This is a genomic window from Diaphorobacter sp. B2A2W2 (genome assembly GCF_056730635.1).
Map to the genome: position 1 here is coordinate 496,977 of NZ_JBWZOR010000003.1, position 12,271 is coordinate 509,247.

A 12,271-nucleotide genomic window follows, 5' to 3' on the forward strand; every position below is an offset into this window, starting at 1 on the left:
TTCCCCGAAAGAATTCGCGCACTATTATTTTAATAGCTGCTACCGCTTGATAGATAAGCGCTAGAGCCATTTTTGGCACTGAATGCAGCAACCGGCAAACCCATGGACAAACTCCTGATTCGCGGTGGCCGCCCCCTGGTGGGCGAGGTGCCAATTTCCGGCGCCAAGAACGCCGCGCTGCCCGAGCTGTGCGCCGCGCTGCTCACGGCCGACCCGGTCACCCTGCACAACGTGCCGCGCCTGCAGGACGTAGCCACCATGCTGCGGCTCATCCGGAACATGGGCGTGCAGGTGGACCGCATCGCTGACCCCGACTGCTCCGTGGCCGATGCGGCCGGCATAGTGCGCCTGGACGCGGGCGGCCTGTCCACGCCCGAGGCGCCCTACGATCTGGTCAAGACCATGCGCGCCTCGGTACTGGCGCTGGGGCCGCTGCTGGCGCGTTTCGGCGAGGCCACGGTGTCGCTGCCGGGCGGCTGCGCCATCGGATCGCGCCCGGTGGACCAGCACATCAAGGGGCTGCAGGCCATGGGCGCGCAGATCGTGGTCGAGCACGGCTACATGATCGCCAGGCTGCCGCAGGGGTGCACGCGACTCAAGGGGGCGCGCATCACCACCGACATGGTCACGGTGACCGGCACCGAGAATCTGCTCATGGCCGCCACGCTGGCTGAGGGGGAGACCGTGCTGGAGAACGCCGCGCAGGAACCCGAGGTGGCGGACCTGGCCGAGATGCTCATCAAGATGGGCGCGCATATCGAGGGCCATGGCACCAGCCGCATCCGCATCCAGGGGGTCGAGCGGCTGCACGGCTGCGAGCACGCCGTCGTGGCCGACCGCATCGAGGCCGGCACCTTCCTGTGCGCCGTGGCCGCCACGGGCGGCGACGCGCTGCTGCGCCACGGGCGCGCCGACCACCTGGACGCCGTGATCGACAAACTGCGCGACGCGGGCGTGCAGGTGGCGCCGGAAGAGGGTGGCATCCGCGTGCGCAGCCCTGGCGCGGCGCAGCTCAAGGCGCAGGGCTTTCGCACCACTGAGTACCCGGGCTTTCCCACCGACATGCAGGCGCAGTTCATGGCGCTGAACGTGGTGGCCCAGGGCACCGCCACGGTGGCCGAGACGATCTTCGAGAACCGTTTCATGCACGTCAACGAACTGCTGCGCCTTGGCGCGAAAATCCAGACCACGGATGGCCGCGTAGCGGTGATCGAGGGGCTGGGCGGCGCGGCGCCTGCGGGCGCGCGGCTATCGGGCGCCACCGTCATGGCCACCGACCTGCGCGCCTCGGCCAGCCTGGTGATCGCCGGACTGGTGGCCGACGGGGAAACGCTGGTGGACCGCATCTACCATCTGGACCGCGGCTACGACTGCATGGAAGCCAAACTGCGCGGCCTGGGGGCCGACATCGAGAGAATTCAATGACGCAGCAGATCACACTCGCCCTGTCCAAGGGCCGCATCTTCGAGGAAACCCTGCCTCTGCTGGCCGCTGCCGGCATCGAGGTGCTGGAAGACCCGGAGAAGTCGCGCAAGCTCATCCTGCCCACCAGCCGCCCCGAGGTGCGCGTGGTGCTGGTGCGTGCCACCGACGTGCCGACCTACGTGCAATACGGCGGCGCCGATCTGGGTGTGGCCGGCAAGGACTCGCTCATCGAGCACGGCGGCCAGGGGCTGTTCCGCCCGCTGGATCTGAAGATTGCCAAGTGCCGCGTGAGCGTGGCCGTGCGCGCCGATTTCGACTACCGCGAGGCCGTCACCCAGGGCTCGCGCCTGAAGGTGGCCACCAAATACACCAGCATCGCGCGCGATTTCTTCGCCAGCAAGGGCGTGCACGTGGACCTCATCAAGCTCTACGGCAGCATGGAACTGGCGCCGCTCACCGGCCTGGCCGATGCCATCGTGGACTTGGTCTCCACTGGCAACACGCTCAAGGCCAACAACCTCGTGGAGGTGGAGCAGATCATGGACATCAGTTCGCACCTGGTGGTGAACCAGGCCGCGCTGAAGCTGAAGCAGGCGCCGCTGCGCCGCATCATCGACGCATTCGCCTCCGCCGTGCCGCAGGGCTGAGGGGTGCGCAGGGCTGCGTCTGCGCCGCTTTGGTTCCGCGTCCATCGCCCGGCGTTGCAACCGCGCGCCGTGGCCCGAGTTATGGTGAGAACATCGTGGCCGGGCACCCCTCGGCTACCGCAACGGCGCGCCGATTCCTTTCGTACATTCTGAGTAGGTCCACTATGCAATTCGTAGCTGCTCCCGTCCGTCTGTCCACCGCTGACGACACTTTCGAGGTGGAGTTTTCCGCACGCCTGCACTGGTCGGCGGACACGGATGCGGCCATCGAGCAGCGCGTGGCGGGCATCCTGGCCGACGTGCGCGAGCGCGGCGACGCCGCAGTGCTGGAGTACACGCAGCGCTTCGACGGTCTGCATGCGCAGGGCTTGCCGTCGCTGGAGCTCAAGGCCAGCGAACTGCAAGCCGCCTTCGACGGCCTGCCCGCGGCGCAGCGCGATGCGCTGACGGCCGCCGCCGCCCGCGTGCGCCGCTACCACGAGGCGCAGAAAAAGGCCAATGGCGAAAGCTGGAGCTACCGCGACGACGACGGCACCCTGCTGGGCCAGAAAGTCACGCCGCTGGACCGCGTGGGCATCTACGTGCCGGGCGGCAAGGCCGCGTACCCGAGCAGCGTGCTCATGAACGCCATTCCCGCGCACGTGGCGGGCGTGCAGGACATCATCATGGTCGTGCCCACGCCCCAGGGCACCAAAAACCCGCTGGTGCTGGCCGCGGCGCATGTGGCGGGCGTCACGCGCGCCTTCACCATCGGCGGCGCGCAGGCCGTGGCGGCGCTGGCCTATGGCACGCAGACCATTCCCAAGGTGGACAAGATCACCGGCCCCGGCAACGCCTACGTGGCCAGCGCCAAGAAGCATGTGTTCGGCACCGTGGGCATCGACATGATTGCCGGCCCCAGCGAGATTCTGGTGCTGGCCGACGGCAGCACGCCGGCGGAATGGGTGGCGATGGATCTCTTCTCGCAGGCCGAGCACGACGAGCTGGCGCAGTCCATCCTGCTGTGCCCCGATGCGGCCTACATTGACCAGGTCCAGTCCGCCATCGACCGTCTGCTGCCCCAGATGCCGCGCGCCGAGATCATCGCCAAGAGCCTCACCGGGCGCGGCGCGCTGATCCACACGCGCAGCATGGAAGAGGCGTGTGAGATCAGCAACCGTATCGCCCCCGAGCACCTGGAGGTGAGCAGCCGCGAGCCGCACCGCTGGGAGCCGCTGCTGCGCCACGCGGGCGCGATCTTCCTGGGCGCCTACACCAGCGAATCGCTGGGCGACTATTGCGCCGGGCCCAACCATGTGCTGCCCACCAGCGGCACGGCACGCTTCTCGTCGCCGCTGGGCGTGTACGACTTCCAAAAGCGCAGCAGCATCATCGAGGTGAGCGAGCAGGGCGCGCAGAGCCTGGGCCGCATCGCCAGCGTGCTGGCGCATGGCGAGGGGCTGCAGGGGCATGCACGGGCGGCGGAGATGCGGCTCAAGTCCTGACCGCTCCGACAGCCTGTACGCCTACCAAGCCACCTTGCGAGGTGGCTTTGTCTTTTCAAAATGAGAGCGCCTGGCGCTGAATGAACAAGCCTTAGAAGCGAAAAACACATCAAACTGAATGAACACGAATTTCGTGTGACACGAAATTCGTGTACGATGAACGCATGAAGAACGTCACCATCACCGTGGACGATCCGGTGCTCGAATGGGCCCGGATCGAGGCGGCGCGGCGCGGCACCAGCGTGTCGCGCATGGTGGGGGACTTTCTAGGCGAGATGCAGCGCCGCGAGGACGCCTACGAGCGTGCCTACCTCGCCTGGCGCACGGACGAGCGCACCTGGCGCGCGGGCGCCGCGGCGCGGCGTATCCACGGCTTCGAGCGCAGTCCTGCCCACGTAGGTGAGGCGCCGCAGCCGCTGCAGCGCAGCCTGGCGCAACCCGTGTTTGTGGACACGGCCGTGCTGGTCGCCGCCGAGGACGGCGCCGATGCCGCCCTGCAAGCCCCGGTGCTGGCCTGTCTGGACTTGCTGTGGCGCGAGCGCCTGGGGCGTGTCAGCAGCCAGGTGCTGGCCGAGTTTTACGACACCGTGACGCGCGCCGCCAGCGCGCCCATGCCGCACGGCGATGCACGCGCGGCCATCCGCCGCTACCACAGCTGGACGCCCTGGCAGATCGATGCTGCCACGCTGGAGACCGCCTGGGCGCTGGAGGCGCGGCACCAACTGGCCTGGGGCGACTGCCTGGCGCTGGCCGCCGCGCAGCACAGCGGCTGCGCGAGCCTGCTGTCGCTGAGCCTGCCGCAGGGCGCGCAGTATGGCGGCGTAGAGGTGCTGCATCCGCTGCATTGCGCGTTGGCTGTCCCCTGATGTGGCGGCGCCGCCCGATCGAATGGAGTGATGAACGCATGACAACCCCTTCTGCCGAACTGCCCGCGCTGGCGCGCATCCGCGACGACGTGCGCGCAATGCAGGCCTACGTCGTGGCCGATGCCACCGGCTACCTGAAGATGGACGCGATGGAGAACCCCTTCGGCCTGCCGCCCGCGCTGCAGACCGCGCTGGGGCAGCGCCTGGGGCAACTCGCGCTTAACCGCTACCCCGGTACGCGCCAGAACGATCTGAAGGCTGCGCTGGCAGCCTACGCCGGGGCGCCGGCAGGCTCGGCCGTGCTGCTGGGCAATGGTTCCGACGAGCTCATTTCCCTCGTGGCGCTGGCCTGCGCGCGTGCGCAGGCGACCGTGCTGGCGCCCGTGCCGGGCTTCGTGATGTATGCGATGAGCGCGCAGCTGCAGGGCTTGGGCTTCGTGGGCGTGCCGTTGACGGCGGACTTCGAGCTGGACGAGGCCGCGATGCTGGCCGCGATCGCCCAGCACCGCCCGGCCATCACCTTCCTGGCCTATCCCAACAACCCCACGGCCACGCTGTGGGACGAGGCCGTGGTGCAGCGCATCATCGACGCCGCCGGTGCGCAGGGCGGCATCGTGGTCATGGACGAGGCCTACCAGCCCTTTGCCAGCCGCAGCTGGATCGAGCGCATGCGCACGCAGCCCGAGCGCAACGGCCATGTGCTGCTGATGCGCACGCTCTCCAAGTTCGGCCTGGCCGGCGTGCGCCTGGGCTACATGATTGGCCCCGCCGCGCTGGTGGCCGAGGTCGACAAGGTGCGCCCGCCCTACAACGTGAGTGTGCTGAACACCGAGGCCGCCCTGTTCGCGCTGGAACATGCCGACGTGTTCGCCGCCCAGGCCGACGAGCTGCGTGCCGCGCGCACCGAGCTGCTGGCCGCGCTGCGCGCCATGCCCGGCATTGAGCGCGTGTGGGACAGCCAGGCCAACATGGTGCTGGTGCGTGTGCCCGATGCCGCCCGCGCCTATGAGGGCATGAAGGCCCGCAAGGTGCTCGTCAAGAACGTTTCTACAATGCATCCATTGCTGGCAGGCTGCCTGCGTCTGACGGTGGGCAGCAGTGCCGACAACGACCAGATGCTCACAGCGCTCCAGGCATCCCTATGACTTCCTCCGCACTCGTTCCTTCTTCCGCAGAACTCTGCCCCGACCGCACGGCCGAGGTCAGCCGCACGACGGCCGAGACGCGCATCACCGTGCGCGTGAATCTCGACGGCACCGGCGCGGCCAGCCTGCACACCGGCATCGGCTTCTTCGACCACATGCTCGACCAGATCGCGCGCCATGGGCTGATCGACCTGCAGATCGACTGCGACGGCGACCTGCACATCGACGGCCACCACACGGTGGAAGATGTGGGCATCACGCTGGGCCAGGCTTTCGCGCGGGCCGTGGGCGACAAGAAGGGCATCCGCCGCTACGGCCATGCCTACGTGCCGCTCGATGAAGCCCTGTCACGGGTGGTGGTGGACTTCTCGGGCCGCCCGGGGCTGCACCTGCACATTCCGTTCACCGCCGGGAACATTGGCGGTTTCGACACCCAGCTCACCTACGAATTCTTCCAGGGCTTCGTGAACCATGCGGGCGTGACGCTGCACATCGACAACCTGAAGGGCATCAACGCCCACCACCAGTGCGAGACGGTGTTCAAGGCCTTCGCGCGCGCGCTGCGCGCTGCGCTGGAGCGCGACCCGCGCGCCGCAGGCGTGATCCCCTCCACCAAGGGTTCCCTGTAAAATTCAAGCCAAATTGGCCTGTAACGCTTATCCATCAAGCGCAAGCAGCTATGAATAGTGAAGCAAAAGCCGTCGCAGTCGTGGACTACGGCATGGGCAACCTGCGCTCCGTCTCGCAGGCCGTGCAGGTCGCGGCGCAGGGCAGCGGTTTCCGGGTAATGGTCACCGCGCACCCCGATGAGGTGCGCGCGGCCGACCGTGTGGTGTTGCCCGGCCAGGGCGCCATGCCGGACTGCATGCGCGAGTTGCGGGAGTCGGGTCTGCTCGAATCCGTGCTGGAGGCTGCCGCGTCCAAGCCGCTGTTTGGCGTATGTGTGGGCATGCAGATGCTGCTGGACCACAGCGCCGAGGGCGACACCCCCGGGCTGGGCCTGATCCCGGGCGAGGTGCTCAAGTTCGACCTGGCCGGGCGCACCCAGCCCGACGGCAGCCGTTACAAGGTCCCCCAGATGGGCTGGAACCGCGTGCGCCAGGCGCGCCACGGCGGCGTGGCGCACCCGGTATGGGCGGGGGTGCCCGACGACAGCTACTTCTACTTTGTGCACAGCTTCTACGCGCGCCCGGCCAACCCGCTGCACTGCGCCGGCGAGGCTGACTACGGCGGCCCCTTTGCTGCGGCCATCGCACGCGATAATATTTTTGCTACCCAGTTCCACCCGGAGAAAAGCGCCGAGCACGGCTTGGCGCTGTACCGCAACTTCTTGCACTGGAAGCCCTGATTCTTCAACCCGGCAGGGCCGGGCCTTGTGCGGCTCGCCCCATTCCCCGCTCACCATCATGCTGCTCATCCCCGCCATCGACCTCAAGGACGGCCACTGCGTACGCCTCAAGCAAGGTGACATGGACCAATCGACCACCTTTGGCGAAGACCCCGCCGCCATGGCCCGCAAGTGGGCGGATGCGGGCGCGCGCCGCCTGCACCTGGTGGACCTGAACGGCGCGTTTGCCGGCCAGCCCAAGAACAAGGCGGCCATCAAGGCCATCCTGGCCGAGGTGGGCGCCGACATTCCGGTGCAGCTGGGCGGCGGCATCCGCGACCTGGACACCATCGAGCGCTACATCGACGCCGGGCTGCGGTACGTCATCATCGGCACGGCCGCGGTGAAGAACCCCGGCTTCCTCAAGGATGCGTGCAGCGCGTTTGGCGGCCACATCATCGTGGGCCTGGACGCCAAGGACGGCAAGGTGGCCACTGACGGCTGGAGCAAGCTCACCGGCCACGAGGTGGTCGATCTGGCGCGCAAGTTCCAGGACTGGGGCGTGGAATCCATCATCTACACCGACATCGGCCGCGACGGCATGCTCTCGGGCATCAATATCGAGGCTACGGTCAAGCTGGCCCAGGCCCTCACCATCCCCGTGATCGCCTCGGGCGGCCTGGCCGGCATCGCGGACATCGAGAAGCTCTGCGAAGTCGAAAACGAAGGCGTGGAAGGCGTCATCTGCGGGCGCGCGATCTATTCCGGCGACCTGGATTTCGCAGCCGCGCAGCATCGCGCCGACGAGCTGAGCCTGGCCTGAGCCGGGGCGGCCCGGCGCCTTCACCCGGCGGCGTATGCGGCCGGGTCAGAACCAGCGGCTGGCCACCCAGTCGAAACGCACATCCAGCGGCAATTGGTGGATGTGGTAGGGCGCTGGCAACGGCTCCAGCGCCTGGAGTTTCACCACGATGGACGGCGTGCGCGGGGTCAGCGGCGACACGCGGTCGGCCGGAGGGCTTTGCGCCTCCATCATGAGCCCCACCACTTTCGCGCGCACCTTGCCCCCGTCCATGAAATGCAGCGTGGCGATGCGGCCGACTTGCGCGTAACGCGCCTTGTCGGGCGGCAGGTAGGCATGCACCAGCGGTTCCCCGCGCCGCTGCAGTACGGCGACCTCCGCGCCCTGGGCCACCCAGTCCCCCGGGCGCACCAGGGCCTGCACCGCGGTGGCGGCAAAGGGCGCAAGGGCGGTGCCGGGCTGCGCGGGCGCAGCTTCTTCCGCGGGGGCCGATGGCGTTGCAGGCGCCGCCGGGGCCGGCACGATAGTTGGCGCGCGCGCCACCAGCATGCGCTGCTCGCGCACATCGGCGCGGGCGCGGCTGAGGTCCGCCTCGGCCTGCAGGACCTGAAAGCGCAGGTTGTCCACTTCCTGGCGTGTGGCGGCCCCTTGCTCGCGCAAGCCCTGCATGGTCTGCAGCCTTTCCTGCTGGATCGCCAGCCGGCGGCTGGCCAGGCGCTCGGCCTCGGTCAGCAGCGCCAGCTTGGCGGCGTAGGCCTGCGCCTGGGCGGGTTCCTGCGCATGCGGCGTGGGGCTTGGCGTGGCGGCAGGCGGTGCGGGGGTGTCCGTCGGTGTGCGCTCCAGCGCCATCACGGGCTGGCCGGGTTCCAGCGGTGCGCCGGGCGCCGCCACGAATGCCACGCGGCCAGCGGCCGGTGCGCGCAGAGTGGCCTGCTCCAGCACGACCTGGGCCGGCGTACTCTCCCACCAGTAGGCGATGCCGAAGCGGACCAGCAGGTAGGCGGGGGCCACCAGCACCATGGCGAGCAGCAAATACCAGCGCCAGCGCGGCACGCGGCGCTTGGCGGCTGCATAGCGCACTTCCAGGCCGTTGGTTTCCTGCGCCGAGGTGGGCGGCGCGTCAAAATTGATCTTCAAGGCCGAGCCTCCCTATAGTCTTCCCACGACTGCACCACGACGCCCCCAAAGCCGGGCAGGCCGGCCAATTGGTGTGCCAGCGCATCCCAGCGCTGCAGGGACCGGGCCTTGCCCAACGCGAAGCTGCTCTCTTGCGCCGGCAGCGCGGATTCGATGCTTTGCGCCACCGCGATGCGCAACCCCGCCGGCGCCGCTGACAACAACGGCCGGGCGAGGGTGGCGGTGCGTTCGGGGTTGTTCACGTAGAGCATCGCCACCACTTCGCCGACCCCGGCTGCGTGTACGCGTGCGGCAAAACCGGGTTGCTGCAGTTCACGGTAGTGTGTCGTCAGGGCCAGGGGCCAGGGAGCCGCGGCGCGCACCGCCTGCAGCGTGTCGATGAGGTGGCGGCTCCAGTCGCGCTGCTGGGCAGCGGGAAGCTGGCTGCGCTCCAGGTCCAGGTGCAGGGCATCGGCGGGCAGGTCGCGCAAGGACTCCACCAGGGCCAGCAGTCGCGTGCGCTCGTGGGGCAACACCCAGGTGGGCTCACCCAGCAGCAGTTCGAGCGTCAGCTGCCGTGCCTGCGCCTGGGCGCGCAGGGCCATCCACCGCGCCCGGCCGTCGGGCCGTGCCAGGGCCTGCAACTGCGCCGCCGTGAACGACAGCAGCAGGCGGCGGCTGCGAGGGGGCAGTTCGTCCAGTTGCGCGGTCTGGTCCAGCAGGGCTTGCCCATGCCACACGTACCAGCCCAGGCCGGTCTCGCCGGGTGCCGCCTTGGCGGAGGTCGGTGCCGTGCCCGCGGCCAGCGCGGCGACCGTCGCGGCCCAGGGATCGGGCGCCGCGGGGGCGTCGTGCCAGGCCAGCGTGCATCCATCGCCCAGGGCCAGCACGTCCAGGGCGGCCAGGTCGCGCCGCTCGGCGCCGTCGACCACCTGCACGGCGGCCTGGTACAGCGCATAGCGCGTGGTGAGCAGCTTGGAATAGCCGTCACCGTCGAAGGCGTTCAGGCGCAACTGCGCGATCCGAAGCGCCTCGGCCGCGGCCTGCTGGCGGTGCCGGTGGTCTGCTATTTCCTTGTCGCGCAGCCGATAGGCGGCCAGGGCCTGCTGGGCCGCGGCCTCCAGTTCGCTGCGGCGCAAGGCCAGCAGCGCCTGAGCGCGGTCGATCTCGCCCTGCGCCTGGGCCAGGGCCGCGTCGCGCTGGCTGCGCCACTGCAGCGGCAGAGAAAAATCAACGCCCACGCGCGTGCTGTGGCCCGTGGGGCCGCCGATGTCACGGCTGAACGACTGCGCCAGCGAGACGCTGGCTTGCACCCCTTCCAGGCGCGCATGCTGCTGGCGCTGCTGGGCTGCGTCCACCTCCTGCTGTGCCAGCGTGACGGCGGGGGATCGGTCCAGCGCCGCTGCGCCGGGGGCCAGGCAGGTCTGGGGCCAGGCGGGTTCCTGCGTCTGCACCGCTGCGGCGGGCTGCCCCGTCAGGCGCTCGATCTCCGCGCGGGCCAGATCCCGCGCGGTACTCTGGCTGTCATGCGTCGCCTGCACGATGTTGAACAGGCCGCCGAGGTCCAGCCGGTCGGCCTCCAGCAGCACGCCGGCGGCGTGGCGGCTCGCCAATTGCTCCTGCGCTTCGGCGCGCACCCGCAGGAAGGCGTCCGCCAGGCGGATGCGCTCCACACTGCGCAGGTGGCGCACATACGCGCGGCGCACGGCAAGCACGGCCTCGTTTTCCATCTGCAGGCGGCGCAGTCGGCTTTGCTCCACGGCATGCTGGGCATCGTCCACCGTGCGTTGCTGCGCCGCGCGCGTGCCCAGCAGGGGCCAGCGCACCCCCAGGTGCATCTGGGTGCGCTGGTAGTCGCGGCTGAGGGTATCGGTCACCGCCTCGCGCGCGTTGTCCACGCCCGCGCCGCCAAACAGCTGGGCACCACTGCCCGCCTGCAGGGCGGCGCTGCGCTGCTCGGCCACGGTAACGTCCGCCTGCGCCAGCCGGGCCGATGGGGCGAACGCGCGGGCGCGGTCCTCCAGCTGCGTGAGGGAGACCGGCGGGCTGGCGTGGGCCGCGGCGCCCTGCGGGCCCGCGCAGATGCAGGCCAGCAGAGCGATCAGGGTGTGACGGGGGCTGCGCTGGAACATGTCAGAACTTGGTCTTGCGCAGCACCCACCAGGGCGCCATGGACGAGTCCAGGTGGGACTTCATGAACATCTCGGCCATGATGGAGAACGAGCAGTGGATGCGGTTGACGAAGGCAAAGAGAGGAAACAGCGGCAGGAAGCCCAGGTACCACACGTCGTCCCGCGGCCGCTCGGATACGGCCACGACGTACAGCAGGAAGTAAAACAGCAGCGCGGCCAGGTAGGCGAGGTAGATGAAGGCCAGCACGCCCATCACCACCCCCAAGGGCATGGTGAAGAGCATGGTGCCGGTGTACGCCACGATCAGGAACGGCAGCACGAGCTGCATCAGCAGGCCGTTCACGATGACGAACAGGAAGTTGCGCCAGCCCAGCAGGCGCGGGCGCAGGTTGAAGCGGAACTTGCGGATGAAGATGTAGAACATGTCTCCATCCCAACGCAGGCGCTGGCGAAAGAAGACGCGCCAGGTGTCCGGGGCGTCCGTGTGCCCGACGGCGTGCGGGTCGAACACGATGCGCAGGTCCGGGTGCCGGCCGAAGTACTGCTTGATGCGCATCGTCATGTCCAGGTCTTCGGCGGTGCCGGCGTCCCACCCGCCCAGGTTGCGCAGGAACCGGGTGCGGAAGACGCCGAACGCGCCGGAGATGTTGTTGACGATGTTGAACTCCGACAGTCCGGTCTTGCCCGCGCCGATGGAGAGCATGTATTCCAGTGCCTGCAGCCGCGTGACCAGCGAACGCTTGGCGTTGCGCACGCGCAGGTTGCCCGCCACGCCCACGACGCCTGGGTCATCGAAGTGGCGCGTGGCGTTGCGCACCATGTCGTTATCGAAAGAAGTGTCGCCGTCCAGTGCCATCACCACCTCGCCCGTGGCAATGGACAGGCCCGCATTCAGCGACGACACGCGTCCCCCGCGCTGCCACTTGGGCAGCACCACCAGGCTGCGGCGCTGGGTGCCTGCCAGCAGCGACTGCGCGCGCCGCGCGGCGCGCAGCGTGGGGCCGTTTTGCAGCGCGCCGTCGATCACGGCGATGATCTCGATGAAGCCGGGGTACAGCTGTTGCGCCAGCGACCCGATGGTCTTGCCCACGTCCTCCCCCTCGGAATAGCAGGTGATGACGCACGACACGCGCGGATAGGCTTCGCGCTGGCGCAGCGGGCGGTGCTCACGCAATCCGTACTTCACCATGCCTGCGGTGACCAGCAGGAAGAAGGGCGCCTCCAGGAACACGACGAACGGAAAGAACTTGAGCGCCAGCTCCACCCAGTTCTGCTGGCTGGAGCTGGCGAACAGCGTCGCGAAGGCAAAGACGGCGGTGTCCCACAT

Annotated in this window: 11 protein-coding genes and 1 pseudogene; 9 read left to right on the forward strand and 3 right to left on the reverse strand. The window is 68.9% G+C overall.

Translation table 11 applies throughout. From position 1 onward, the window contains the following. The first annotated feature begins 102 nt into the window (after window positions 1-102). The 9 genes and pseudogenes from murA (at window position 103) to hisA (ending at window position 7,717) form a co-directional block, all read left to right on the forward strand. The gene (gene murA, locus AC1PPL_RS08450; RefSeq protein WP_288011831.1) at window positions 103-1,425 is read left to right on the forward strand and encodes a UDP-N-acetylglucosamine 1-carboxyvinyltransferase; all 1,323 of its coding nucleotides are present in this window, start codon (window positions 103-105) and stop codon (window positions 1,423-1,425) included. Further along, on the forward strand, window positions 1,422-2,072 hold the full coding sequence (gene hisG, locus AC1PPL_RS08455; RefSeq protein WP_011804208.1) for an ATP phosphoribosyltransferase: 651 nt from the start codon (window positions 1,422-1,424) through the stop codon (window positions 2,070-2,072). Before murA ends, hisG begins: the two co-directional genes overlap by 4 nt. A gap of 164 nt (window positions 2,073-2,236) precedes the next feature. Beyond that, entirely contained in the window at window positions 2,237-3,556 is a 1,320-nt protein-coding gene (gene hisD / locus AC1PPL_RS08460; protein ID WP_012655717.1) for a histidinol dehydrogenase, read from the forward strand. A 164-nt stretch (window positions 3,557-3,720) separates the two neighbouring features. Then, window positions 3,721-3,906, forward strand: a pseudogene (locus AC1PPL_RS08465) (PIN domain-containing protein); the annotation flags it as partial. A gap of 96 nt (window positions 3,907-4,002) precedes the next feature. Further along, complete coding sequence (locus AC1PPL_RS08470; RefSeq protein ID WP_256376608.1) at window positions 4,003-4,422, forward strand: PIN domain-containing protein; 420 nt, start codon at window positions 4,003-4,005, stop codon at window positions 4,420-4,422. 38 nt (window positions 4,423-4,460) lie between these two features. Next, a complete protein-coding gene (hisC, locus tag AC1PPL_RS08475; RefSeq protein WP_479973065.1) occupies window positions 4,461-5,567 on the forward strand; it encodes a histidinol-phosphate transaminase in 1,107 nt (368 codons plus the stop codon). Further along, a complete protein-coding gene (hisB, locus tag AC1PPL_RS08480; RefSeq protein ID WP_287805383.1) occupies window positions 5,564-6,196 on the forward strand; it encodes an imidazoleglycerol-phosphate dehydratase HisB in 633 nt (210 codons plus the stop codon). The genes hisC and hisB overlap by 4 nt, the downstream gene beginning before the upstream one ends. A gap of 50 nt (window positions 6,197-6,246) precedes the next feature. Then, complete coding sequence (gene hisH, locus AC1PPL_RS08485; protein ID WP_313560657.1) at window positions 6,247-6,915, forward strand: imidazole glycerol phosphate synthase subunit HisH; 669 nt, start codon at window positions 6,247-6,249, stop codon at window positions 6,913-6,915. 58 nt (window positions 6,916-6,973) lie between these two features. After that, a complete protein-coding gene (hisA, locus tag AC1PPL_RS08490) occupies window positions 6,974-7,717 on the forward strand; it encodes a 1-(5-phosphoribosyl)-5-[(5-phosphoribosylamino)methylideneamino]imidazole-4-carboxamide isomerase (protein WP_012655720.1) in 744 nt (247 codons plus the stop codon). Between the two features lie 45 nt (window positions 7,718-7,762). On the opposite strand, the gene AC1PPL_RS08495 is transcribed toward hisA, so the two are convergent. Genes AC1PPL_RS08495 through AC1PPL_RS08505 form a run of 3 tightly spaced genes read right to left on the reverse strand, consistent with a single transcriptional unit; the run spans window position 7,763 to window position 12,271 of the window. Further along, on the reverse strand, window positions 7,763-8,833 hold the full coding sequence (locus AC1PPL_RS08495) for an HlyD family secretion protein (RefSeq protein WP_479973066.1): 1,071 nt from the start codon (window positions 8,831-8,833) through the stop codon (window positions 7,763-7,765). Beyond that, a complete protein-coding gene (locus AC1PPL_RS08500) occupies window positions 8,830-10,944 on the reverse strand; it encodes a TolC family protein (RefSeq protein ID WP_479973067.1) in 2,115 nt (704 codons plus the stop codon). Before AC1PPL_RS08500 ends, AC1PPL_RS08495 begins: the two co-directional genes overlap by 4 nt. Window position 10,945: 1 nt before the next feature. Continuing rightward, on the reverse strand, window positions 10,946-12,271 hold the full coding sequence (locus tag AC1PPL_RS08505) for a glycosyltransferase family 2 protein (RefSeq protein ID WP_012655723.1): 1,326 nt from the start codon (window positions 12,269-12,271) through the stop codon (window positions 10,946-10,948).